The organism is Actinacidiphila bryophytorum (genome assembly GCF_016916835.1).
GTDB classification, from domain to species: Bacteria; Actinomycetota; Actinomycetes; order Streptomycetales; family Streptomycetaceae; genus Actinacidiphila; species Actinacidiphila bryophytorum.
The window spans coordinates 59,328-81,944 of record NZ_JAFFIX010000014.1; the positions used below are offsets into that span (position 1 = coordinate 59,328).

Consider the following 22,617-nt stretch of genomic DNA (forward strand, 5'->3'; position numbering starts at 1 on the left):
CCGCCGACGGCGGTCCGCCTCCCGGGGGAGGGCGGACCGCCGCGGTCAGCGGGGTGTCAGCTCGCGGTGCAGGTGAGCGCCGGAGCGCCGTTGCTGCCGGAGTAGTTGGCGTTGAACCCGAAGGACGTGCTTGCGCCCGCCGCCACCGAGCCGTTGTAGCTGGCGTTGTTCACGGTCACGGTGTTGCCGGACTGGGTGTAGCTGCCGCTCCAGAGGTTGGTGACGGTCTGGTTGCCGGGGAAGGTCATCTTCACGGTCCAGCCGTTGATGCCGGAGGAGCCGGTGTTCTTGACGTTGACCGCACCCGTGAAGCCGGCGCCCCAGTCGGAGGCGTTGGAGAAGGTCGCCGTGCACCCGCTGCCGCTGCCGCCGGTGGTGCCGCCCGTCGTACCGCCGCTGGTGGTGCCGCCGGTCGTCCCGCCGGTGGTGGTGCCGCCCGTGGTGCCACCGGTCGTACCGCCGCTGCTGGAGCCCACGGTGATGTTGGAGCTGCCGGACGAGCCGTAGCCCTCGGTGGCCAGGATCTCGTAGTTCGGGGTGCCGAGGTTCAGGCCCGCCTGCGCCCAGGCGCTGAAGAAGTTCGCCACGGTGATCGTGCCGCCGGTGCGCTTGGCCTGGCGGATCGCCCAGTACTGGTAGAAGGTCGCGGTGCCCTCGATGGAGGGCTGGTTGACCCGCTGCGTCCGGTACAGGTCGTAGACGCTGCCGTCACTGGTGACGGAACCGAGCTTCGTCGACCCGGAACTGGGGTTGTAGTTCCCGTAGTTGTCGACGATGTAGTACTCGATCAGCGGGTTCGTGGTCCAGCCGTACAGCGACAGGTAGCAGTTGCCGTTGCAGTTCCACGTGCCCGAGTACGTCACCGGCGCCGTCGTGCCGGGGTTCCAGCCCTTGCCGGCCACGAAGTTGGTGACGTTGTTCCACGTGGTGCTGTACTGGCCGCCGGAGCCCATGGTCATGGAGGCCTGGCCGCTGTTCTGGCTCCAGAACGAGTAGAAGTACCCGTTGTTGGTGCCGGTGCTGTTCGAGTTGACGGTCGTGTCGGCCTGAGCCGCGCCGGGCAGCGCGAAGGCGACCATGACCGCTGCGGCCACGGCGACAAGGCCGCGGAGCGCAGCGACGAGGGAGCGTCTGCGCCGCAGCTCCCGGATCGGTGTCCTCATGGGTGTGTCCTCCTGGTACAGACGTGGGGGGAAGGTGCAACCCGGACCGCCGGCGACCAGTCACCGGCGACGTCGAACAGTCTGGCCCGCACATGACCACTGTCAACACTTTCGGTGGAACTTTCGAATCTTTCTGTCGGCAATGAGCCCTGTGCTGCGACGACTTCCCTGATCAGCAGTCACGATCGCAGCGAAAGTTTCGGATCGACCGTACGGCGGCCGGAGGGTGACGGCCGGTCAGGCCGTGGGCAGCCGGCTGGAGCACCCGGGCCCCGGGCGGCACCCTGGCTGCTCCATTCACCGTTGCCCCAAGGGAATAATTGCTACGAAGTCCAAATAAAATGTGCGGGAAAGCGGAATCAATTAATCACCTCTTGTCGGGGCGTCGGGCGGTCGATAGTGTGAATTCACCTGGTCAGAACAATCCGGCCGGGAGTCAAGTGGAAGAGGTAGGTCCGTGAAGTTTCGTACTGCCCTGACGCGATTCACCCTCCCGGCCGCGGCCGCGGTCGGCGCTCTGGCCTTCACGGCGGCCCCGGCGGGCGCCGCCACCGTGCACCCGATGTCGGCGAGCACCTGCGGCAGCACGTACTGCGTCAGCGTCGTCGGCACCAGCACGTACGTCAGCAGCGTCACCATCACCGCCAGGAGCGGCACGGTGAGCGGCTACGGCTACGTGCTCGACAACGCGAACGGCTACTGGAATACCAGCGCCAGGGTGAGTGGCGTCTCCAAGGTGGTTCTCGCCGTCAACGCCAATTTCCCCAACGGAAGCGTTCTCTGCGGAGGCATGACGACCAACACCCTCCCCGGCACTTACCCGGGCAGGGCCTGTATCGAGATCATCGCCTAGGCCGTGTTTTGGAAGTAGCGCCGTCCGCCCACAGGGCGGGCCCCGCGGCGTCTGGTGCGTGCGATCGCAAGGCGGAGGGTCGTCCTCGTAGTGGGCCTACTCGGACGACTCCGACAACGCAGCGAGCGTGCGTGCCAGGCGTCGCGGGGCAGGCGGGACTTCCAAAACACGGCCTAGCCGGCGGTTCAGCCGGTCGGTCGGTCACAGGACGGTGGCGGCCCGGACCAGTCCCGCGACCGCGGTCGAGCGGCTGTGCGGGGGCCAGGCGATGACCGTGGTGACCCGCGGCGCGTCGGGCACCGGCACGGCGGTGAGGCCCTCACGCAGGCCGGTACGCCCCGACTCCGGGACGACCGCGCAGGCGCGGCCGAGGGCGATGAGCTGGGTGAGCTGCGTGTGGTCGCGCACCTGCGGCCCCGGTCCGTCGGGGAAGCTGCCGTCGGGCCGGGGCCAGCGGGGCAGGGGCAGGTCGGGAAGGCCGGTGACCTCGGCGAGCCGCACATGGGGGCGGGTGCTGAGCGGGTGCCCCGCCGGGAGGATCGCGACCTGGCCCTCGGAGAGCAGGACCTCCGTGTCGAAGCCGGCCGTGTCGTCGAACGGCCGGTGCAGCAGCGCCACGTCGGCCCGGCCGTCGCTCAGCAGCCGCGCCTGCTCGCCCGGCCCGCACAGCACGACGTCCACGGCGGCGGCGCCGGGCTCGGCGGCGTAGGCGTCCAGGAGTTTCGCCAGCAGTTCGCCGGAGGCGCCCGCTTTGGCGGCCAGGACCACGGCGGGGCGGCCGGTGCCGGCCAGCGCCGCCCGGCGGGTGCGCCGCTCCGCCGCCTCGACGGCGTCCAGCGCCGCCCGCGCCTCCCGCAGCAGCACCGCCCCTGCCGCGGTCAGGGCGACCCCCCGGCTGCCGCGCTCCAGCAGCAGGGTGCCCAGGCGCCGCTCCAGCCCGCCGATCGCGCGCGACAGCGGGGGCTGGGCGATCCCGAGCCGCTGCGCGGCCCGCCCGAAGTGCAGTTCCTCGGCGACCGCCACGAAGTACCGCAGCTCACGTGTCTCCACCCCGCCAGCCTAACCCGCCCGACCAGGAGCGATACCCGTCCGGTATCGCCGTCCACCCAGTCGGTCTTGGACGCGCTGCCCGGCGGGGGGCGAGCATCGGTGCCATGAGTGAGACGAACACCGTGAACCACCCTGGGGTCGCGCTGGTGACCGGGGCCAACAAGGGCATCGGGTACGAGATCGCGGCCGGGCTCGGCGCCCTCGGCTGGTCCGTCGCAGTCGGCGCCCGCAACGAGGGGCGCCGCGAAGCCGCCGTGGACAAGCTGCGTGCGGCCGGGGCCGACGCCTTCGGCGTACCGCTGGACGTGACCGACGACGCGAGCGTGACGGCAGCGGCCCGGCTGATCGAGGGCAAGGCCGGGCGGCTCGACGCGCTCGTCAACAACGCGGCGATCACCGGCGGCGGACCGCAGGAGCCCACCACGGTCGACGTGGAGCGGGTACGGGCGGCCGTGGAGACCAACGTGATCGGCGTCATCCGCGTCACCAACGCCCTGCTGCCGCTGCTGCGCCGCTCGCCGTCGCCGCGGATCGTCAACGTCTCCAGCAGCGTCGGCTCCCTCGCGCTCCAGACCACGCCCGGCGCGGAGACGGGCCCGATCGCGGTCGCCTACGCCCCGTCCAAGACGTTCCTCAACGCCGTCACCGTGCAGTACGCCAAGGAACTGGCCGGCACGAACATCCTGATCAACGCCGTCTGCCCCGGCTACACCGCGACCGACCTCAACGGCTTCCGCGGAGTGCGCACCCCCCGGCAGGGCGCAGCCGTCGCGATCCGGCTTGCCACCGTACCGGACGACGGGCCGACGGGCCGCTTCTTCGACGACGGGGGAGAGGTGCCCTGGTGACCCGCCGTCCCGCCGGCCGGACGGACTGAGCCGGCAACAGCGGCCCGGACGGGCCGGTTTGCGGCGGCCGGCGCTCAGGACGGGCGCCGGCCCATCGTCCGGCTGAAGGTGTCGGGGTCGGTGTCGAATCCGGCCAGCAGGCTGTGGAACTCCCACGCGCCCGATGCGGTGCGGGTGAACTCCGCCACCGTCGCCGCCGTCGCGGCACCGACCGAGGTGAAGTCGCCTTCGGCCAGCACGGTGTAGCCCGTCACGATCTGGTAGGCCGGGTTCGCCACCGCCTGGAACTCCTTCCGGCCGAAGCCCTGTTGGATCGCCACGGCGAGCACGACCCTGGTGTAGTCCGAGCCGAGCCGGTCCAGTTCGAGGGTCAGCACCTCGTCGAAGCCCAGGCCCTTGCCGTCGGTGCTGTCGCGGTTGAGCCAGATCGTGCCGTCGGGCGAGAACCGGCTGTCGAAGGCGACCAGATACGCCGGCTCGCCGTGCTCCGCCCCGGCCCGGTAGGTCGCGGCGATCAGGTCCAGATCGCTCGGCGGAGCCCCCAGCGGACTCGGATCCCACTTCAGCCGTGCCTCGGCCCGTTCGATGCCCTTGCTGAGGCCGCTCATCGGACGTCTCCCCCTTCGGCGGCCGCGCCGGCCGCCACCTCTCACCCTCGATTACCCCGTGCCCGCACCCGCTGTCCACACTCTCCCGCCCCGCGCGCCGTCCAGCGGCCTCTTCCGGCCACGGCGCACGCCGGGTCCGCCGGCCTTCTGGCATGATGACCTGGGGTGCCAGGCAGTTCGGCCACCGGCCGGTAGGGGAGTTCCATGGACGAGTCCGGCCAGATCAACCACATGATCCTGCGGCTGGCCCACGCCCACCGCGCGGTTGCCGCGACCCTCCTGCAGGAACTCGGCCTCTACCCCGGCCAGGAGTTGCTGCTCATGCGCCTGTGGGAGTCCGACCACCAGTCGCAGACCGCGCTCGCGGAGTCGCTGCAGCTCGACCCCTCCACCGTCACGCGCACCGTCCAGCGGCTGGAGCAGCAGGGCTTCATCACCCGCAACCCCTCGACGACGGACCGCCGTTCGCTCATCGTGTCGCTCACCCCCGCGGGCAACGCCCTCCGCGCCCAGGTCGAGAAGGCGTGGGGCACCCTGGCGGAGATCACGACGGCGGGAATGCCCGACCGGCCGCGTGCCGAAGCCCTGCGCCTGCTGCGGCGCATGGAGACGAACCTGAGATCCGCCGCGTCGCGCCGCTGAAGGCGCCCCGCTTCGGCACCCCCCTTCACCGCTGCGGGGCAGTGGCGGCGCGCTCCGCACTCGGTCGGGGCGCCGGTGCCCGATGCGGCCGTCACATTGTCGAGTTTTCGACTCCTTTCATCCACGCCCTGACGCAGGCCAGGCAGCGGCGTTGTCGATTACTTGGTGGGCCAAGTAACATCTTGGCGGACCAAGTAAATCGACGAGAGGTGGGCGTGATGTCGGCAGGCGACGAGATCCTCGTCTTCGGAGCGACGGGCCGTCAGGGCGGTGCTGTGGCCAGGGAGCTGCTGCGGCGCGGGGAGGCGGTGCGGGCGCTGGTCAGGGATCCGCTGGCCGAGGGCGCCCAGCGGCTGGCGGACGCGGGAGCCGCGCTGGTGACCGGCGACATGGAGGACGCGGAGTCGCTGGACGCGGCGATGCGGGGCGTCAGCCGGGTCTACAGCGTCCAGACCTTCACCGGCCCCGACGGGGTCGAGGGCGAGGAACGCCAGGGCAAGGCGGTGGCCGACGCCGCGGTCCGGGCAGGGGTCGGCCACTTCGTCTACGGTTCGGTCGGCGGCGCCGACCGGGGGAGCGGGGTGCCGCACTTCGAGAGCAAGGGCCGTGTCGAACAGCATCTGGAGAAGCTCGACCTGCCGGTCTCGATACTCCAACCGGCCATGTTCATCAGCAACTTCACCGGGATCGGCCCCGCGCGCGCGGACGGCGGCCTGGTGCTCTCGCTCGCCCTGGAGCCGGACACGGAACTGCAGATGATCACCACGGAGGACATCGGCTTCTTCGCCGCCGACGCGTTCGACAACCCCGAGCGCTACCTCGGGCGGCGGACCGAGATCGCCGGCGACGCGCTGACCGGTGCGCAGATGGCCGCGGTCTTCAGCCGCGCCTGCGGCGAGACCTGCACCTTCCGGCAGCAGTCGCTCGAGGAGGTGCGCTCCTTCAGCGAGGAGGCGGCGATCATGTTCGGCTGGTTCAACCGCGAGGGCTATCGCGCCGACATCCCGGCGCTGCGGAAGATCCACCCCGGGCTGACCACCCTGGAGCCCTGGGTGCGGGAGAACTGGTCGGCGCCGGCCGCCTGACACGCCGGGCCGCACCCCTCAGGGTGCGGCAGCCGGGGATATCGCGAACGTCTCCACGTGGTCGATGGCTGCCCGCAGGGCGTCCTCCAGCGGGGTGATGTCGCGGGCGACCTGGGAGAGGAGCATGCCCCCCTGGAAGGCGGAGAGCAGGAGGTGGGCCAGCCGGGTGGGGTCGGCCGCATCGCTGATGCGGCCGAGCTGCTGCATCCGCCGGAGTCCGTCGCGGAAGACGTCCCGCCACTGCTCGAAGGCGTGCGCGAGGTCCGCGCGGACGTCGAGGTCGGCCTTGACGATCTCGCCGGCGAGCGAGCCGAGGCTGCAGCCTTCCCGGCAGGAGCGCTCGTAGGCGACGTAGAAGTGCGCCCACTCCCGGAGCGAGTCGAGGCTGTCGAAGCCGGTGAAGCGCTCGCTGCGGTGGAAGGCCAGGACGCGCTCGGCCTGCCACTCGACCACCGCGAGGACAAGGCTCTCCTTGGTCGGGAAGTAGTGGTTGAGCTGCGACCCGCTGATGCCTGCGGCACGTCTGAGCTGCTCGTTGTTCGTCGCGTGGACGCCGTTTGCGTACATCAGCTCCGCGGCGTGCTCCAGGATCCGGGCACGGGTCGCCTGCCCCTTGCCGGTGAGCTTCTGCGGCCCCCTGGCCTGCGTCGTCGCTTCCATGGCACCCACGATAACCCGGAATGGGCTTGACAGCCCATATCTGTCTCGTGTTCACTGCCTGTAGTGGGCTGGGAAGCCCAAAAAGCCCGGTGGACCCGCCGGGCACGAGAGGTACGGAGGCACCCCATGAAGGCAGTCGTCGCTACGGACCAGGCCGCGGAAGCGGCCGGCATCACCCTCGCGGAGCGGCCGGAGCCGACGCCGGCCATCAACGACGTCGTCGTCGAGGTCCACGCGTCGGGCTTCGTCCCCGCGGAGTGGGAGTGGCCCTCGACGTGGGTCGACCGCTCGGGCCATGACCGCGTCCAGGCGGTCATCGGCCACGAGTTCGCCGGTGTGGTCTCCTCGCTCGGCTACGGCACGACGGGACTCTCGGTGGGGCAGCGGGTGTTCGGGATCACGGACTGGCACCGCGACGGAACTCTGGCCGAGTACGCGGCCGTCGAGGCCCGCAACCTCGCGCCGCTGCCGGGGAACGTCGACTTCACTGTGGGCGCGAGTCTGCCGATCTCCGGCCTGACCGCCTGGCAGGGCCTCTTCCAGCACGGCCGTCTGCGGGCGGGGCAGACCGTCCTCGCGCACGGCGCCGCGGGCGCCGTCGGGTCGGTGGTCACGCAGCTCGCCCGCGAGTTCGGCGCCTACGTCATCGGTACGGGCCGGGCCGCGGACCGCCGCGCGGCGCTCGACTTCGGCGCGAACGAGTTCCTGGACCTCGGCCGCGACGACCTCGACGCCCTCGGCAGGGTCGACCTGGTCTTCGACGTCATCGGCGGTGAGGTCCAGCGGCGTTCTGCGGCCGTCGTCCGTCCCGGCGGAACCCTGGTGTCGGTGGTCGGACCCGTCGAGGCCCGCCCCGCCGACGGTCTGGCGGTGGACTTCGTCGTCGAGTCCGTCCCGAGCCAGCTGGTGCAGATCGCCGACCGCGTGCGGGACGGCCGGCTGCGTCCGCACATCGGAACGGTCGCGACCCTCGACGACGCCATCCCCGCGCTGAACCCGACCGAGCGGCGCAAGGGCAAGACCGTCATCCGGGTACGCCCCTGAGTGCGATGCGACCTCCAAGTCCCCGTATTTGTTCAACCGTTGACGTAATTGCGGGGCGTCGACTACGTTGCCGATCACCAGTGCCGGGTACACGCCGAACCCTGCCGCCCGCCCTGTGAAGGGCTGTTGCCCGGCTCCGCCCGAGAGCAAGGCGCCGCAGTGCCCACCGCACCGGTGGGGCGCTGGAAGCTCCCCGCCTGCGGTGCGCGTCCGCGCGGCTGCTGCCGGAACCTGCACCACGCCGGCGGGCGACACTTGGAGGTCGTGTGAACAGGACACGCAAACTGACCGTGGCACTGCTGTCGGCCGCCGCGCTGGTGGCGGTCACCCCCTCGGCGGCGCTGGCGGCGGTCCCGCCCGGGCACGGCAGGCCGGCCCCTGCGCCCGCTGTCCCCAAGGGGAAGCTGCCGGACGTGTTCGCCCGCGCCGGCTACCCCGCCCGGGCGGTCGACGCGAAGATCCAGGCCGCCTGGCGGCAGCTCTTCCACGGCGACCCGGGCACGGCACCGACCCACGCCGACGGGCAGAGCATCTACTACCAGCTGTCGCCCGACATGGCGTACGTCGAGGACATCGGCAACCAGGACGTCCGCAGCGAGGGCATGGGCTACGCGATGATGATCGCGGTGCAGCTGGGCCACAGGCACGAGTTCGACTCCCTGTGGAACTTCGCCCAGACGAACATGCAGATCAAGAGCGGCGGCGAGAAGTACTACTTCGCCTGGCACGCCGACACCACCGGCAAGGTCATCGACACCGGTGTCGCGCCCGACGGCGACCAGTGGATGGCGGCGGCGCTGGCCGAGGCCTCGGCCCGCTGGCACGACGGCGCCGGCACGTACGACTACGGGCGGCAGGCCGAGCAGATCCTGCACGCGATGTGGCACGCCTCCGACAGCGGCGGCGTGAACATGTTCGACGCGGCCAGCCACCTGCCGACGTTCTCCCCGCCCGGCGCCGTCGGCTTCTCCGACCCCTCCTACGCGCTGCCCGCCTTCTACAAGGTCTTCGCGAAGGCCGACCCGTCCGACAAGGCGCTGTGGGACAAGGCGTACGCAGCAGGCGAGAAACTCCTCCAGGACGCACCGAACGCGACGACCGGCCTGTCGCCCTGCTACGCCAACTTCGACGGCACGCCGTTCATGTGGCCCGGGGAGACGGCGGACGACAACGCCTACTCCCACAACTTCCAGGAGGACGCCTGGCGGGTCATTGCGAACGCTAACGTGGACGCCGCCTGGAACGGCGTGAAGCCCTGGGAGACGCAGTTCTCCAACCGGCTGGAGAGGTTCTTCGAGGGCCAGGGCGTCACCACCTACGTGAGTCGCTACCACCTGGACGGCACGCCGCTGCCCTCGGGGCAGAACACCTACGAACCGGCGCACGCCCAGGGCCTGGTGGCGATGAATTCCACCTCCGCGATCTCGGCGACCGACCCCGGCAGCAGGGCGTTCGTCGAGGACATGTGGAACACCGCCACCCCGTCCGGCCAGGCGCGATACTACGACGGCATGCTCTACATGCTGGGCCTGCTCTACGACAGCGGCCGGTTCCGCGACTTCACGCAGCCCGGCATCCACTGACCGGGACGTCCCGTCCCGTACGGGACGGCCGCGGCCGGCGTGCCTGCTGTGACGAGGGTTGACAGGCCGTGGGCGGCTGGTGCACGCTGCCGCCGTCGCCCTCAGGGACATCCCATCTCTCCGCAGAGCAACGGTACTTCGCCGCCTGAGGGAGTGTTAGCGCTCACAAAAACCTGTCCCACTGCACATGCCTTGGCCGTCACCCCCCACCGCCAGGAGATCACAGTGAACAGAGGAATTCCGCGCCTGACCGCCGGAATACTCACCGCAGCCCTGATGCTGGTCGGACTGCTGACCGGGAGCAGCGCGGCGCAGGCCGCTCCGGTGGCGGCGGCCGCGTCCACCGGACAGTTCCACGGGGTGAACTGGGCCGACCCCAACGACAACTTCATCACCGGCCCGAACGTCCCCGTCGGCCTGTCGACGTCCGACAGCTACGCGACCGTGTACACGAAGTCCACCGCGATCCTCAAGGGCTTCCAGGGCCTGGGCGCCAACACCGTCCGCCTGGGATTCAACGCGGCCACCACGTCGGGGACATGGTGGAACAGCTACACCGCGGCCCTGGACGCCGCCACCGCGCTGGGCATGAACGTCATCGTCGCCCCCTGGCTGCAGGGCGGGAAGGTCGGTGACACCACGTCGTTCAACCAGATGTGGGACACGATGATCAACAAGTACGGCGCGAAGAGCAACTTCTACTTCGACATCATGAACGAGCCGTACGGGTACAACGCGACCGACCTGACCAACTTCGAGGCCTCCTGGCTGGCGCGCTACCCCAGCCTCCCGCGGGGCCACGTGATCGTGCCCGGCCTGTACTCCGACGGCAACCTCTGCGCGGTCGGCTCGGACTCCCGGCTGTCCGGCACCCTGCTGTCGATCCACATCTACGGCATGTTCGGCGACTCCCACACCACCGAGGCCGCCTGGGTCAACGACTTCACCGGCAACCTGTGCGGCCACGCCGACCGGGCCGTCCTGACGGAGTTCGGCGTCCCCATGAACACCGGAGCCAACTACAACGGCCCCAAGGACGGCAACAACGACCTGTCCTACCTCTACGCGATCACCGACACCGTACGCAACCTGGGCATGGGCTCCGTCCTGTGGACGGGAGTCAAGCAGACCAACCAGACCCAGGGCCCCGGCCCCTGCGAGAACGCCTCCTGCGCCATCACCTCCCTGAACGGAAGCGGCACCGCCCTGTCCGTGAGCGTCACCAACCAGTCGGGCCTCGACCGGCTCCAGTGGGGCTGGGGCACCGGCACCAACCCCGGCGGCGGCTCGGGCGGCGGTGGCGGTACCTCGGCGGTGCTGCGCGGCGCCGGATCCAACCGGTGCCTCGACGTGCCGAACTCCAGCACCGCGAACAGCACCCGCACCGAGATCTGGGACTGCAACGGCGGGGCCAACCAGTCCTGGACCCTCAACTCCAGCAGGGAACTGGTCGTCTACGGCACGAAGTGCCTCGACGCCTCCGGCTCAGGGACCACGGCCGGCACCGCCGTGATCATCTACGACTGCAACGGCGGCGCCAACCAGCAGTGGACCCTCAACAGCGACGGCACCGTCACCAACGCGCTGTCCGGCCTCTGCCTGGACGTCACCGGAGCAGGCACCGCCAACGGAACGCTCGTCGAACTGTGGACGTGCACCGGAGGCAGCAACCAGAAGTGGTCCCGCCAGTAGACCCCGCACAACCCGCGACCCACGGCTGAGCGCACGATGCGGCGGCCGGCGCTCTGCGCCGGCCGCCGCATCGTGCCCCTGTGCCCGGCATGTGGCCGCCGGCCCGCGCAGCGGTGTGCCCGTCAACCGTCTCCAGTCGGTGTGGGAACGCTCCCACGGGAGGGGAGGTGAGGTCCGCTGGTGACGGGCCGTCAAGGAGTCTGACGGGAAGCCGATGTTCGTCTCTGTACGGATCCGAGCGAAAAGGGCGCCCGTATTGCGCGCCCTGCTGGCCGGGTCGGCGGGAAGGTGTCGCTGAACTGCTCATCCGAACGGGACTTACACACTGTCAGCCTGGGTCAATAGCAGGGCGGGCAGAATCCGGCGCACGTCTTTCGACAAGAACTTCGGCGGAAGCGAGATGGACGCCTCGGTCAGCCAGGCGATCGGCAGCTGGAAGCAGGTCAGCGTCCCCGGCATCACCGTGACCAACGGAACGATCCAGGTAGGCGAGTCTTCCAATGCGAACGCCGGCAACTGGGTGAACGTCGACGACTTCACCCTGGTGCCGTCCGGCGGCACGACCACGTCCGGAGGCACGACTCGAGGGCCGACCGGCGGCGGTTCGCCGGTGCACGCGGTGGGCGCGGGCAAGTGCCTGGATGTGCCGGGGGGCGCAGACCAACAGCACGCCGGTGGACATCTACGACTGCAACGGCGGCGCGAACCAGCAGTGGACACTCGGCTGCACCGACACCCGGGACACCATGACCGGGACGGCGCGGACGACGAGGGCCGGGGGCCGTCGCGAGACGGCGAGCCCCCGGCCTTCGTCGCGCCGGCCGGTCGTGGACTGCCGTCGTCAGCTCACCGCCCGCTTCACCAGTGCAGCGATCCGCCTCTCCACTTCTGGTGTGACCTCGGTCAGGGCAAAACCGGCCGCCCACATCACTCCCTCGTCCAGCTTCGCCTGGTCGCTGAACCCGAGCGTCGCGTAGCGCGCCTTGAACTTCTCCGCGCTCTGGAAGAAGCAGACGACCTTGCCGTCCAGGGCGTAGGCGGGCATCCCGTACCAGAGCTTCGGCGCGAGGACCGGGGCGCCGGCCGAGATCACGGCGTGGACGCGCTCGGCCATGATCCGGTCCGAGTCCTGCATCTCGGCGATCTTCGCGAGCACGTCCCGCTCCGCCTCCGCCGCCTTGTCCGCACGCGAGCCACGGCGTCTGGCCGTCTTCAGCTCCTGAGCGTGCTCCTTCATCGCGGCCCGCTCCTCGGCTGTGAATCCCTCGTGCGTGCTGTTCTCGTCGGTGCTCATGGCGGATCTCCCCTCCATAACGGCACGCAGTGTGCCGATCGAGCCTGAATACTGCGCGACATCCTCGGCGGTTGTCAACGGCACGACCGGTGCCGTTAGGGTGGTGGTATGACCGACTCGCCCGCCACGCCGAGGCGCCGCGGTGCCGCTCGCACCGAGGAGCTGCTGCAGGCAACCCTCGATCTGGCCGCGGAAGCCGGCTACGCCGGCCTGAGCATCGAGGCGGTCAGCCGAAGGGCCGGGGTCGGGAAACACACCATCTACCGGCGCTGGCCCTCCATGCCGGCGCTGCTGCTCGACGCGCTCAACCGCGCGTGGACCAGCGACCTGGACTACCGCGACACCGGGGACGTCCGCGCGGACCTGCGCGAACAGTTCCTGCGGTCGGGCCTGGCCCTGTCCAGCCCGCCGATCGGCCCCGTCTACCGCGCCGTCATCGCCGAGGCGCAGGCCGATTCCGCGCTGCGGGCGACCGTGCACGAACGATTCCTGGCCACCGTCGAGCAGAGCACTCTCGACCGGATCACCCGCGCCCAGCGCACCGGTGAACTGGTCGCGGAAGTGAACCTGGAATTCGCCGCCGAGGTGCTGTGCGGCGCGCTGTACTACCGCAGCCTGCTGTCGACCCGACCCATCGACGAGGATGCCGTCGACGGACTGCTGGACATGTTCATGGCCGCCTACGGAACCGGCGGTTGAGACTCGGCTGCCGCCGTGGTTCAGCGCAGGTGGACCAGGATCCGCCCGGGGTTGGCGGGGTCGATCTCGACCCGGGCGTAGAGCTTCTTCAGATGCGTCTGCGCCAGCGTGGTCAGCACCCGCTGCCTGAGCGCGCCCGTCCCCTTTCCCGGGATGACCTGAAGCACGTCGACCCCGGTGGCGGCAGCCCTGAAGAGCGCCTGGCGCAGTGCGACGTCGAGGTCGCGGTTGCTGCGGAAGATCGGGTGCAGATCGAGCGTGAGCAAGGTGACCGCCTTCCCTGGTAGCCGTACGGTCGCAGCGTACGTCAGGTCTCGGCGCGTGCCCGCAGATCGTCGTGCTCGCGGAGGCGGACCGCGGTTGCGCCCACTGCGAAGAGCAGGGCGCCGCCGACGCCCAGCGGGGTGGACAGGACCAGCGCGCTCACCGGCCCCGGCCAGTCGCGGGAGGCGGCACACCTTTCCAGGTGGTCCTGCCGATCGCCGTCGGGCAGGCCGTCGTCGACGTAGAGGTCCTTGCGGTCGGCGAAGGCGGGCGCGGCGCAGCCCTTGCTCCAGTGGTGGTCGGTGTACGGCACGAACATGCTCCAGGCCGCGTACACCCACAACAGCCCCGCGACGACCAGCAGGCCGATGCCCCACGCCTTCAACCGGTCCGACCGGCTTCTGAACTCCTGTTCCACCGCCAGCAGATGCACTGCTTCCTCCCCCGGAATCGATCTGCCGGACTATAGCCGCTGCCGCCCGGAGCGACTCACCGGGCCCATGGAGTGGAGGGCTAATCTCCGAAAGGTCCGATCTCCTTCGGGAAAAGTGCCGGGAGATCTGGGAAGTTGGCAAGTTCTCCCGTACATTCATGGGACGTCTCACCTCCACTGCCGCCCGCCGTCTGGAGAAAGTACATGCGCAGGGCTGTTGTTGCCTGCCTCACGGCCGTCGCCGCCACCCTCGGGGTGTCGAGCGGTGGTTCGGCCGAGGCCGCTCCGCACACTGATGTGCTGCACGTCGCGCCCGACGGGCACGGGACCGCCTGTACCGCGCGGAGTCCCTGCTCGCTGGACACCGCAAGGGACCGGGCCAGGAAGCTGGTCCCCGGCGCCGAAGGAGACGTCGTCGTCGAACTGCTCGGCGGCACCTACCGGTTGACCGGTCCGTTCCGGCTCGGGGTCGAGGACTCCGGCCGGCCCGGACATCCGGTGGTCTACCGGGCCGCCGCGGGCCAGACCCCGGTGCTCACCGGCGCCGTCAGGCTCACCGGTTTCACCAGGACCGACGCGGACAAGGACGTCTACCGCGCGAAGATACCTGCGGGCGCCGACAGCCGGGAACTGTTCGTCAACGGAGTGCGGGCCGACCGCGACCGCGGTACCCGGGACCCGTCCGGATTCTCCGTCACCGCCACCGGCTTCACCACCGCCGACCCGAAGTACACCGGGTGGACCGACCCCGCCCGGGTCGAAGTCGTGCGCAACAGCGGCTGGAAGCAGATGCGCTGCCCGCTGGCCTCCATCACGCCCTCCGCGTCCGGTGGTTCGGACCTGACCGTGGACCCCGGCTGCTGGAACAACAACCACTCCTCCGTACCCCATCCGGGCTTCCCCTTCAACGGCGCCGGCCTGCCCACCCTCGACGGCATCACCTGGCTGGAGAACGCCTACCAACTCCTCGGCACCCCGGGCCAGTTCTACATCGACCCGAACGCCGGCTACCTCTACTACGTGCCGCGACCGGGCGAGGACCTGGCCACCGCCGACGTCGAACTGCCGCTGGCCCCGCAGCTGGTGGACGCCTCCGGCACCCCCGGCCACCTCGCGCCGCTGAACGACACCGACTGGCGGGCGGTCTACACCGGCAGTTGGGGCTACTCCGGCGGCCGGCACCTCGGCGACCTCGACGCCGACGTGCACTACACCTCCACCGACGGTGACGCGGTCAGCTACACCTTCGACGGCACCGGCATCCAGATGCTCTCGGAGACCAACGGCGACGAGGGCAGCGCTGACGTCCTCATCGACGGCACCAAGGTGTCCACGGTCTCCGGCAACGGGCCGGTGCGGCTGGCCCAGCAGGCCATGGTCTCCGTCACCGGGCTGCCCAAGGGGTCCCACACCCTGCGCGTGGTCAAGACCGGCGGGTCGTACCTGCTGGTCGACGGCTTCACGGTGATCCCGGACCCGATCGCACCGGTGCACGACATCACCTTCTCCGGCCTCACCTTCCAGGGCGCCACCTGGACCGCCCCCACCGCCGAGGGCTACGTGGACAACCAGGCCGGCGTCGTCTGGGACCCGACCACGCGCACACCGGCCCGTATCCCGGCCGCCGTGCAGGTGCACAGGGGACAGCGGATCACCTTCGCCGGAGACACCGTCACGCACACCGGCACCAGCGGGATAGACCTGGCCGACCAGACCCAGGACTCCACGGTGACCGGCAGCACGATCACCGACACCTCCGGCATCGGCGTCGCGGTCGGCGAGGCCGACGACTACTACCAGACCGAGCCGGGCCTGATGACCAGCGGCAACACGGTCTCCCGCACCGTGGTGCAGTTCCCCGGCCAGGAGTACGCGGACGCGGTCGGCATCTGGGTCGGCCACAGCCGGGGAACGACGCTGTCGCACAACGACGTCGGCTACACCCCGTATTCGGGCATCTCCATCGGCTGGGGCTGGGGCTGGGCCTCGTCCTGCACGCTCCAGGCCAAGCAGGGGCTGCCGGACCCGTGCCTGCACGGCACCACCTACGCGGGTGGCGAGCAGGTGGTCGGCAACCACGTGCACAGCGTGATGGGCGCGCTGTTCGACGGCGGTCCGATCTACACCCTCGGCGGCCAGTCCGCACCCTCGGAGTTCACCGGAAACGTCCTGTCGGAGTGCATCGACGGCTGCAACATGATCTACCACGACGAGGGAAGCTCGCTGTGGGAGACCCACGACAACGTGGTGCGCTTCGGCAACGGGTCGCTGTGGACGAACCTGTGGACGCCCAGCATCCACGACGACTCGATCCACGACAACTACAGCGACACCGCCTCCTACAACAACAACGGCACCGACATCACCTTCCAGCAGGCCACCGTGGTGAGCGACGGCAACTGGCCGGCCGCGGCACTGGCCATCGTCAAGGCGGCAGGTCCCGGCACCCCGCCCGGCAGCACGGCCGACGACGACGACCTCCGCATCGCCTACACCGGCAGCTGGTCGTCGAGCGGCTCCCGCGGCGACGGCGACCTCGACAACGGTGTGCACTACACCCAGCAGAACGGTGCGGCCGCCACGATCAGCTTCACCGGTACCGGCATCGGCTTCCTCACCGAGACCAACTCCGACGAGGGTGACATCGGCATCGCACTCGACGGCGTGTCCAAGGGCACGGTCAGTGCCGACACTCCGCAGCGGCACAGCCGCCAGACGCTCTGGTCCGTCTCCGGCCTGACCGACGCTCCGCACACGCTGACGGTGACCAAGCTCAGCGGCAGCTACCTCCTGGTGGACGGATTCACCCTGAGCTGACCGGCCGTCATCGGCCGAAGAAGGGCAGACAATGTTCCTCGCCAAGACAAGAACGCCGCCGGTGCTGGCGGCGGTGACCGCGGTCGTGGCCGCCCTGCTGGGCGCCGCACCCACCGCGCCTGCCTCACCCGGCGGACCCGCCGCGCCAGCCGAGAGCGGCTCGGCGCCCAGCAGCGGGCGGCTGGCGGCGTGGTCGCCCAGTATGACGATCGGCGGCCCCGACTTCGACGACCGGACCATCCGGATGGTCGTCCACTCCAGCATCAGCGGGCATTCCCTGCGTATCCACCTGTCCAACCTGCGCGGCACCACCCCGCTCACGATCGGGTCGACGAGCGTGGCCGTCCAGGCCGACCGGGCCACCGCGGTCCCGCACACCGAGCACGCGGTCACCTTCGGGCGCCGCACCTCGGTGACGATCGCCGCGGGCGCGGAGGCCGTCAGCGACCCGGTCCCGATGACGGTCACCGCCGACCACAACATCCTGGCCAGCATCTACCTGCCGCACGCGACCAGCTCCGCGACCTGGCACTCCGACGCGTTCGACACCACCTACCTGTCCGCTGCGGGCGACCACACGGCCGAGTCGGGCGACGGCGACTACACGGCGTCGACCACGTCCTGGTACTACCTTTCCGGGCTCGACGTCGTCTCGCCCGACGCCCGCGGCGCCGTGGTCGCCTTCGGCGACTCCATCACCGACGGGTACAACACCCCGACGGGCACGTACCAGCGCTGGCCCGACGACCTGGCCCGCCGGCTGGCAGCCGCAGGCAAGGCGATGGGCGTGGTGGACGCGGGCATCGGCGGCAACCGCGTCCTGACCGACGTGCCCAACATCTGGCAGGGCGTCAGCGCCACCAAACGCTTCGCCCACGACGCGCTCGGCCAACCCGGGGTGCGCGATGTGATCCTCATGGAGGGCATCAACGACATCGGCAACAACGCCGGACCCGGCGGCGGCCCCCTCACCGCGCAGGACCTGATCGACGGCTACCGGAACCTGATCGGCCAGGCCCACGCAGCCGGGGTCAGGATCATCGGTGCCACCCTCCTGCCGGACAGGGGCAACGGCTACTACAGCGAATCCGCCGAAGCCCTCCGGCAGGCGGCCAACACCTGGATCCGCACCAGCGGCGCCTTCGACGGGGTGGTCGACTTCGAGAAGGCCGTCATCGACCCCGCCGACCCCACTGCGCTCGACCCCCGCTTCGATTCGGGCGACCACCTCCACCCGAACGCGGCCGGCATGCAGGCGCTGGCCGACGCCGTCGACCTCGACATGCTGCACCAGTAGCGCCGGCCTATGACAGGCCCGGGACGGTGTCGCCGTTGAGCACCCACAGCGCCGCTGTGTACCACATGAGGGCGATCCCGCAGATCAGGGCGCTGCCGGCCACCGGCAGCGCCCACCCGGGCAGGCGTTTGCTGCGGACGACCACCACTTTGGTGACGAACATCGCGTACAGCACGCAGCCGGTGATGCAGTGGATGGTGACGCGGGTGTCAGAGGTCTCGAACCCGTACGCGGTGATGCAGTGGAAGGCAATGGGCAGGGACAGCAGGAACGCGACGAGACCGATGATCCGGTGCGATGTACGCACCGGCCGGGAGGCGTGGCCGGTGCCGGGCACCAGGCCGTACATCCACAGCGCCAGGCCGAGCTGCACCAGGGCGAGGCCCAGCAGGGCGGTGCCCATGCGTGCCTTGAGGTCGTAGGTGTCCAGGCCGTGGACGCCGAAAAGGCCCACGTTGTAGTCCGGGGTCAGATGGCTGCTCCACTCGTACACGCCGACGCCCGCCGCGAACGGTAGCAACGCGACGAGCGCGATCAGAGCGGCCCGTACCGCCGGCCGCCGCTCCGGGCGGTCCGACCCGGGGCTTGGACCGGAACCGGCGCCCGGACCGGAACCGGTGCCCTCCGCCGAAGGCCCACCGGCACCGGACGAGTCCGGACCGGTCACATCACCACTTGCTTGCCCGCCGGGTCCAGGACGTACCACAGCGCCCCGAACTGGTTGAGGCCCTGGCCGTTGGTCTGGCCGGGGTCGGTGTCGCCCACGAAGAGGTACAGCGGGTGCTTGTTGTACGTGACCTGGGTCGTACCGTCGGACCGTTTGCTGGTGCCGAGCAGGTTGCTCTTGGCGCCGCTGCCCGCCTTCGGCTCGCCCTTGCTGAGGAGCGGCGGCCAGGCTGCCGCGCACGCGCCGTTGCAGGTCGACTTCTCGGTCTTGTCGGCCACGAACAGGTAGAGCGTGCGGCCCTTCCCGTCGACCAGGATCGTGCCGAGCCGGCCGCCGGCGTTGTGGGTGGCCACGGTGCTCTGGGCCGTGGGGCCGGAGGTGGCGGCCACGGCGGCGGCGGGGCTGTCGGCCGGAGAGGACGCCGTGGCGTCAGCGGTGCCGCTGCCGGTCGAGGACGTGCCTCCGCATCCGCTCAGCGCGGACACCAGCAGGACGGTCGCGCAGGCGGCGACCGGAAAAGCCCGTTTCATCAGGACTCCCAGGGATGAGCGTTGCGAAGGGACGCCCCAGCATCGCCACCCCCAGCCGCCAGGGCCGCCCGGACACCCTCATGCGGCCCGCCTGTCAGCCGGGCAGCGCAACGTCACGCGGCCAGAACGGCGACAAGGACGACGCCCGTCCGCGGCTCGGCGGCGCTGCGACCCTCCGCTGAGGTCCGTCGCCGCGCCGTGACGAGCACCATCGCCTCGACTTCCTGAAGAGCCCGAGGCTCCCGCACTCTTCGGCCGGCTTCAACCGTGATCCGCCGGGCCAGGCCCTTGTAGCCTCAGGTCATGGACTACGACCCGTCTCGTGCGGAGCGGACGACAGCCGCCTGGATGCGCATCGAGGAGTGGTTGCGGGTGCCTGCGCCGCGGTCGTACGCGATGCTGCCCGGTCTGGTCGAGCCGTCCGAGATCGCGGCGACGGACGAGCCTGCCCTGTGGAACTTCATCGACGTCGCCCGCCCCTGTCCGTGGACCGACGTCATCGCCGCCGCACGAGGAGAATCCTGTGTCATCGCCTTACGACCCACAACACGCTCCCGTCGGCGATGTAGGTGCAGCACTCATGATGATCGACTCACGGCTCAAAGGCATCCACGAGGGCAAGACCGGGATCGACCCCGAACAACAGGTGATGGTCGACCAGTTCACCGCGTCGATGGGACCGGAGGAGGTCGACGACCTCCTGGACGGCGCGTGCACGCTCATCTTCATGTTCATGACCTGGCTGCGGAAGGCTCATGAGGACCACGACAAGGACGTCATCGAGTACGTCGTGCCCAACCTCGTGGCCACGCTGCGCATGATGCCCAGGAGCATCCGGCCCGAGGCCATCCCCACCATGGCCGGTCTCGTCGTGGCTGCGGGCACCGGCCTGAGCCCCAGCCTGTGGCGCAGACAGTACGGAGACTGGACGGAGGAGGAGATGAACCCCCTGGAAGCCACCACCGTCCTGCTCGCGGAGCAGATCAACCGCATCACCGACGACCCCGACTTCGCCACCCGCATGATCACCGAAGCCCTGTCCCGGTTGGAGGAAGCCTGACGCAAACCGCAACCTTCGCCCCGAGCCTGCTCAATGCACCTTCCACTGAGCGACATCGGTGGAGAATCCGCTGTCCAGGGCGAACTGCACCATGGCGACCTTTGAGCCGGCCGGGACTTCGAAGACGATGAATCCCAGGGCCTTGCCGCCTGGGGAGATCGTCGTGGTCGCGGGGAAGTTCGGTCCCGCCGACGTCGTGTCCGTGATCGCCGAGTCGAACCCCTGGCCTTGGGTGTCGACGACCTTGGCACCGTTGGCGGGGGAGTCGTTGTAGGTCGTGGACCCCGTGTTGTGCAGGCGGAACTGGACCGCGACCAGCCGCTTCCCCGGCGGGGGACTGGACAAATCTGTCCCGTGTGCCGGATCCACCACCTTCACGACGGTGACGTCGAGCTTCTCGCCGGCGTTGATGCCGGTCAGGCTCAGCGTGTGGCCTACGGGTACGGGGGAATGAGAGGCCGCCGCAATCGGGCTTTTCGGCCCTGACGAGGCCGATCCCTGTGGCGGCGTGCTGCTCGGCGTCCCGGCGGCCTCTGGGTTGCCGGCGCAACCGACCGCCGTCGTGACAAGCAACGCCGCCAGACCGATCCCGGCCAAACTGCGCATCGGTGTCCTCCCTGCACAGGACGCGGTTACGCCCGGCGACTGGAAGTCCACACTGCCCCCCGCCGCGGCGTGCCGCATTCCGAGCGGCGCCCTACGGGTGATGGGGGCCGGCTGCGTGGCCGTGCCGGAGGCCCCTCGGCAGTGCGGACTCCCAGGGACGCTGCGCTGGATGGGCACGTACATTGCGCTCTACGACGACGCGTGGTCGGGGGCGACCGCTTTCGTCGATGCGGTGCAGGGTTCGCTCTCGTATCGCCAGGACGATGTGCTGCGGCATCTGGCGGGCGGGCTGTCCGTCGTGGGGCAACTCAGCTGCCGGACACTGCTTTTGGGGAGTCGGCCCCAGGGGAAGTTCCGACGTGGTCACACCCGGTCGCACGTAGTCGGGCACGGGACTCGTCCACGGCGGCGCTTGTCCGGAGCGCGCGGGTGGGGCGGTGAGGTGGCGCTCGGGTGAGGAGGTTGCCGGGGGTCAGGAGCGGCGGCGCTTGCTGGCCTGGCGGAGGTTGTCGGTATGGGTGGTGAGGGTGTCGATGCCGGTCGCGAGGTCCGGGTGGCCGGTGCCGAGGTGGGGGCGCATGCGGGTCAGCGGTGCGATGAGGTCGGCGGCGTCGGTGGCGCCGAGGGCTGTGTGCAGGGCGTGCAGTGCCGGGTCGGCCGCGGCGGGCAGGTCGGTGAGGGCCGTGATCCGTGCGGCGAGCGTGCGCAGGTCGGCGGCGTTGGTGCGGGCCCAGTCGGTGACCGTGCGGTCGGCTGCCCTGCGGTCGCGTACGGCTTTCACGCGCTCGGCGCCGGTCTGCGTCGTGCCTGGCGCCCAGGGGCGCAGCCGTAGGTAGCGGTTCTCCGCGGCCTGCCGGCTTGCAACGCCCATGGGCGGGGCGAGGTCGGCCCAGGTGGCGCCGGCGGCCCTGGCGGCTTCCACGATGCCGGCCTCCCAGCCGGCGAGCTGGGTACGCAGTTCACGCAGCAGGAGGAGGGCGGCCATGGCCTGGTGGGCGGCGGTCGGCGGTTCACCGCGGGGGCGTCCGGCGGGGTCCTGGGCGCCGCGTACCGCGTCCTCGATCGCGGACAGCGCGGCGACCGCCGCCATGAACGACACGGGCTCGCCCGGGGCGCCGCCCCCCGGCGCGGACGGTTCTGTCTCCCCACTCACAGTGGCGTCACCCTTTCCATGACATCTCGACTTGTCATCCGATGGATGACATGTTACAACGGATTCAGGTGAAGCGCACTGGCACCTTGTACAGAGCAAACGGAGGTGTTCGCGATGCTGATGCGCACTGACCCGTTCCGGGAACTCGACCGCCTGACCCAGCAGTTCCTCGGCTCCACGGGAACCTGGTCCCGGCCCACTCCGATGCCGCTCGACGCGTATCGGACCGGCGAGGAGTACGTGATGTGCTTCGACCTGCCGGGCGTGGACCCGCAGGCGATCGACATCGACGTCGAGCGGAACATGCTGACCGTGAAGGCGGAGCGGCGGCCCCGCCACGAGAGCGACGGCGTGAAGTGGGAGCTGTCCGAGCGTCCCCTCGGGGTCTTCTCCCGCCAGGTCGTGCTGTCCGACACCCTCGACCCGGACGGCATCAGCGCCGACTACGACGCCGGCGTACTGACCCTTAGGATCCCGGTGGCCGAGAAGGCCAAGCCGCGCAGGATCGCCGTCAACCGCAAGGACGACCGCAAGCAGATCCAGGCCTGACCGCCCCGACCGCGGCCGCG

26 protein-coding genes are annotated in these 22,617 nt (G+C 70.2%); 13 read left to right on the top strand and 13 right to left on the bottom strand.

All coding sequences use genetic code 11. From position 1 onward, the window contains the following. Positions 1-56: 56 nt before the first annotated feature. Entirely contained in the window at positions 57-1,163 is a 1,107-nt protein-coding gene (locus JT723_RS20795) for a glycoside hydrolase family 11 protein (protein WP_205046237.1), read from the bottom strand. Positions 1,164-1,620: 457 nt separating this feature from the next. On the opposite strand from JT723_RS20795, the gene JT723_RS20800 reads away from it, so the two are divergent. After that, entirely contained in the window at positions 1,621-2,016 is a 396-nt protein-coding gene (locus tag JT723_RS20800; protein ID WP_205046238.1) for a hypothetical protein, read from the top strand. Positions 2,017-2,217: 201 nt separating this feature from the next. Here JT723_RS20800 and JT723_RS20805 read toward each other — a convergent pair whose 3' ends face one another. Next, positions 2,218-3,066 carry a LysR family transcriptional regulator gene (locus JT723_RS20805; RefSeq protein ID WP_205046239.1) on the bottom strand — a complete coding sequence of 283 codons (849 nt, stop codon included), beginning with the start codon at positions 3,064-3,066 and terminating at the stop codon, positions 2,218-2,220. Between the two features lie 104 nt (positions 3,067-3,170). On the opposite strand from JT723_RS20805, the gene JT723_RS20810 reads away from it, so the two are divergent. Then, complete coding sequence (locus JT723_RS20810; RefSeq protein ID WP_205046240.1) at positions 3,171-3,914, top strand: SDR family oxidoreductase; 744 nt, start codon at positions 3,171-3,173, stop codon at positions 3,912-3,914. A 74-nt stretch (positions 3,915-3,988) separates the two neighbouring features. On the opposite strand, the gene JT723_RS20815 is transcribed toward JT723_RS20810, so the two are convergent. After that, positions 3,989-4,522, bottom strand: coding sequence for a TerD family protein (locus JT723_RS20815; RefSeq protein ID WP_205046241.1), 534 nt, complete (start codon positions 4,520-4,522; stop codon positions 3,989-3,991). 204 nt (positions 4,523-4,726) lie between these two features. Here JT723_RS20815 and JT723_RS20820 point away from each other — a divergent pair, with 204 nt between their 5' ends. Both JT723_RS20820 and JT723_RS20825 read left to right on the top strand, forming a co-directional pair. Next, positions 4,727-5,164 (top strand): MarR family winged helix-turn-helix transcriptional regulator, encoded by a 438-nt coding sequence (locus tag JT723_RS20820; RefSeq protein WP_205046242.1) that lies wholly within the window; start codon positions 4,727-4,729, stop codon positions 5,162-5,164. Positions 5,165-5,382: 218 nt separating this feature from the next. After that, a complete protein-coding gene (locus tag JT723_RS20825; protein ID WP_205046243.1) occupies positions 5,383-6,249 on the top strand; it encodes an NmrA/HSCARG family protein in 867 nt (288 codons plus the stop codon). A gap of 18 nt (positions 6,250-6,267) precedes the next feature. Here the strand turns inward: JT723_RS20825 and JT723_RS20830 are convergent, their stop codons facing one another. Beyond that, positions 6,268-6,909: a TetR/AcrR family transcriptional regulator gene (locus JT723_RS20830; protein WP_205046244.1), complete on the bottom strand. Its 642-nt coding sequence runs from the start codon at positions 6,907-6,909 to the stop codon at positions 6,268-6,270. Positions 6,910-7,035: 126 nt separating this feature from the next. Here JT723_RS20830 and JT723_RS20835 point away from each other — a divergent pair, with 126 nt between their 5' ends. The 3 genes from JT723_RS20835 to JT723_RS20845 all read left to right on the top strand — a co-directional run bounded on the left by JT723_RS20835 (position 7,036) and on the right by JT723_RS20845 (position 11,228). Beyond that, positions 7,036-7,953, top strand: a complete 918-nt coding sequence (locus JT723_RS20835; RefSeq protein ID WP_205046245.1) for an NADP-dependent oxidoreductase — start codon at positions 7,036-7,038, stop codon at positions 7,951-7,953. A gap of 266 nt (positions 7,954-8,219) precedes the next feature. Continuing rightward, positions 8,220-9,536: a family 8 glycosyl hydrolase gene (locus tag JT723_RS20840; protein ID WP_205046246.1), complete on the top strand. Its 1,317-nt coding sequence runs from the start codon at positions 8,220-8,222 to the stop codon at positions 9,534-9,536. A 225-nt stretch (positions 9,537-9,761) separates the two neighbouring features. Next, positions 9,762-11,228, top strand: coding sequence for an RICIN domain-containing protein (locus tag JT723_RS20845; RefSeq protein WP_251513878.1), 1,467 nt, complete (start codon positions 9,762-9,764; stop codon positions 11,226-11,228). Between the two features lie 318 nt (positions 11,229-11,546). Here JT723_RS20845 and JT723_RS20850 read toward each other — a convergent pair whose 3' ends face one another. Continuing rightward, entirely contained in the window at positions 11,547-11,807 is a 261-nt protein-coding gene (locus tag JT723_RS20850; protein ID WP_205046247.1) for a hypothetical protein, read from the bottom strand. Between the two features lie 262 nt (positions 11,808-12,069). Beyond that, positions 12,070-12,522, bottom strand: coding sequence for an iron chaperone (locus JT723_RS20855; RefSeq protein ID WP_205046248.1), 453 nt, complete (start codon positions 12,520-12,522; stop codon positions 12,070-12,072). Between the two features lie 108 nt (positions 12,523-12,630). On the opposite strand from JT723_RS20855, the gene JT723_RS20860 reads away from it, so the two are divergent. Then, complete coding sequence (locus JT723_RS20860) at positions 12,631-13,221, top strand: TetR/AcrR family transcriptional regulator (RefSeq protein ID WP_205046249.1); 591 nt, start codon at positions 12,631-12,633, stop codon at positions 13,219-13,221. A gap of 20 nt (positions 13,222-13,241) precedes the next feature. Here the strand turns inward: JT723_RS20860 and JT723_RS20865 are convergent, their stop codons facing one another. Beyond that, positions 13,242-13,487: a Smr/MutS family protein gene (locus JT723_RS20865; protein ID WP_205046250.1), complete on the bottom strand. Its 246-nt coding sequence runs from the start codon at positions 13,485-13,487 to the stop codon at positions 13,242-13,244. A gap of 41 nt (positions 13,488-13,528) precedes the next feature. Next, a complete protein-coding gene (locus JT723_RS20870; RefSeq protein WP_205046251.1) occupies positions 13,529-13,918 on the bottom strand; it encodes a hypothetical protein in 390 nt (129 codons plus the stop codon). 204 nt (positions 13,919-14,122) lie between these two features. Between JT723_RS20870 and JT723_RS20875 the strand changes: the two genes are divergently transcribed. After that, entirely contained in the window at positions 14,123-16,735 is a 2,613-nt protein-coding gene (locus JT723_RS20875) for a hypothetical protein (RefSeq protein ID WP_205046252.1), read from the top strand. A gap of 31 nt (positions 16,736-16,766) precedes the next feature. Continuing rightward, complete coding sequence (locus JT723_RS20880; RefSeq protein ID WP_205046253.1) at positions 16,767-18,032, top strand: SGNH/GDSL hydrolase family protein; 1,266 nt, start codon at positions 16,767-16,769, stop codon at positions 18,030-18,032. 7 nt (positions 18,033-18,039) lie between these two features. Here the strand turns inward: JT723_RS20880 and JT723_RS20885 are convergent, their stop codons facing one another. Next, positions 18,040-18,552, bottom strand: coding sequence for a DUF6529 family protein (locus JT723_RS20885; RefSeq protein WP_240165935.1), 513 nt, complete (start codon positions 18,550-18,552; stop codon positions 18,040-18,042). A 143-nt stretch (positions 18,553-18,695) separates the two neighbouring features. Beyond that, complete coding sequence (locus tag JT723_RS20890; RefSeq protein ID WP_205046254.1) at positions 18,696-19,229, bottom strand: COG4315 family predicted lipoprotein; 534 nt, start codon at positions 19,227-19,229, stop codon at positions 18,696-18,698. A 14-nt stretch (positions 19,230-19,243) separates the two neighbouring features. Between JT723_RS20890 and JT723_RS20895 the strand changes: the two genes are divergently transcribed. Further along, positions 19,244-19,411 (top strand): hypothetical protein, encoded by a 168-nt coding sequence (locus JT723_RS20895; protein WP_205046255.1) that lies wholly within the window; start codon positions 19,244-19,246, stop codon positions 19,409-19,411. A gap of 126 nt (positions 19,412-19,537) precedes the next feature. Here the strand turns inward: JT723_RS20895 and JT723_RS20900 are convergent, their stop codons facing one another. Continuing rightward, positions 19,538-19,693 (bottom strand): hypothetical protein, encoded by a 156-nt coding sequence (locus JT723_RS20900; protein ID WP_205046256.1) that lies wholly within the window; start codon positions 19,691-19,693, stop codon positions 19,538-19,540. Positions 19,694-19,752: 59 nt separating this feature from the next. Here JT723_RS20900 and JT723_RS20905 point away from each other — a divergent pair, with 59 nt between their 5' ends. Beyond that, positions 19,753-20,289, top strand: coding sequence for a hypothetical protein (locus JT723_RS20905; RefSeq protein ID WP_205046257.1), 537 nt, complete (start codon positions 19,753-19,755; stop codon positions 20,287-20,289). 30 nt (positions 20,290-20,319) lie between these two features. On the opposite strand, the gene JT723_RS20910 is transcribed toward JT723_RS20905, so the two are convergent. Then, positions 20,320-20,895, bottom strand: coding sequence for a DUF4352 domain-containing protein (locus tag JT723_RS20910; RefSeq protein ID WP_205046258.1), 576 nt, complete (start codon positions 20,893-20,895; stop codon positions 20,320-20,322). A 472-nt stretch (positions 20,896-21,367) separates the two neighbouring features. Next, on the bottom strand, positions 21,368-22,048 hold the full coding sequence (locus JT723_RS20915) for a hypothetical protein (protein ID WP_372441345.1): 681 nt from the start codon (positions 22,046-22,048) through the stop codon (positions 21,368-21,370). A 114-nt stretch (positions 22,049-22,162) separates the two neighbouring features. Between JT723_RS20915 and JT723_RS20920 the strand changes: the two genes are divergently transcribed. Then, positions 22,163-22,597, top strand: a complete 435-nt coding sequence (locus tag JT723_RS20920; RefSeq protein ID WP_205046259.1) for an Hsp20/alpha crystallin family protein — start codon at positions 22,163-22,165, stop codon at positions 22,595-22,597. The last annotated feature ends 20 nt before the right edge of the window (positions 22,598-22,617 follow it).

Bases quoted from the DNA above. Each gene is read 5' to 3' on its own strand.
- JT723_RS20890 (WP_205046254.1), bottom strand. From the start codon at position 19,229: ATGAAACGGGCTTTTCCGGTCGCCGCCTGCGCGACCGTCCTGCTGGTG.
- JT723_RS20875 (WP_205046252.1), top strand. From the start codon at position 14,123: ATGCGCAGGGCTGTTGTTGCCTGCCTCACGGCCGTCGCCGCCACCCTC.
- JT723_RS20860 (WP_205046249.1), top strand. From the start codon at position 12,631: ATGACCGACTCGCCCGCCACGCCGAGGCGCCGCGGTGCCGCTCGCACC.
- JT723_RS20810 (WP_205046240.1), top strand. From the start codon at position 3,171: ATGAGTGAGACGAACACCGTGAACCACCCTGGGGTCGCGCTGGTGACC.
- JT723_RS20855 (WP_205046248.1), bottom strand. From the start codon at position 12,522: ATGAGCACCGACGAGAACAGCACGCACGAGGGATTCACAGCCGAGGAG.
- JT723_RS20920 (WP_205046259.1), top strand. From the start codon at position 22,163: ATGCTGATGCGCACTGACCCGTTCCGGGAACTCGACCGCCTGACCCAG.
- JT723_RS20880 (WP_205046253.1), top strand. From the start codon at position 16,767: ATGTTCCTCGCCAAGACAAGAACGCCGCCGGTGCTGGCGGCGGTGACC.
- JT723_RS20820 (WP_205046242.1), top strand. From the start codon at position 4,727: ATGGACGAGTCCGGCCAGATCAACCACATGATCCTGCGGCTGGCCCAC.
- JT723_RS20900 (WP_205046256.1), bottom strand. From the start codon at position 19,693: ATGAAGTTCCACAGGGCAGGCTCGTCCGTCGCCGCGATCTCGGACGGC.
- JT723_RS20910 (WP_205046258.1), bottom strand. From the start codon at position 20,895: ATGCGCAGTTTGGCCGGGATCGGTCTGGCGGCGTTGCTTGTCACGACG.
- JT723_RS20795 (WP_205046237.1), bottom strand. From the start codon at position 1,163: ATGAGGACACCGATCCGGGAGCTGCGGCGCAGACGCTCCCTCGTCGCT.
- JT723_RS20815 (WP_205046241.1), bottom strand. From the start codon at position 4,522: ATGAGCGGCCTCAGCAAGGGCATCGAACGGGCCGAGGCACGGCTGAAG.
- JT723_RS20830 (WP_205046244.1), bottom strand. From the start codon at position 6,909: ATGGAAGCGACGACGCAGGCCAGGGGGCCGCAGAAGCTCACCGGCAAG.
- JT723_RS20835 (WP_205046245.1), top strand. From the start codon at position 7,036: ATGAAGGCAGTCGTCGCTACGGACCAGGCCGCGGAAGCGGCCGGCATC.
- JT723_RS20825 (WP_205046243.1), top strand. From the start codon at position 5,383: ATGTCGGCAGGCGACGAGATCCTCGTCTTCGGAGCGACGGGCCGTCAG.
- JT723_RS20895 (WP_205046255.1), top strand. From the start codon at position 19,244: ATGAGCGTTGCGAAGGGACGCCCCAGCATCGCCACCCCCAGCCGCCAG.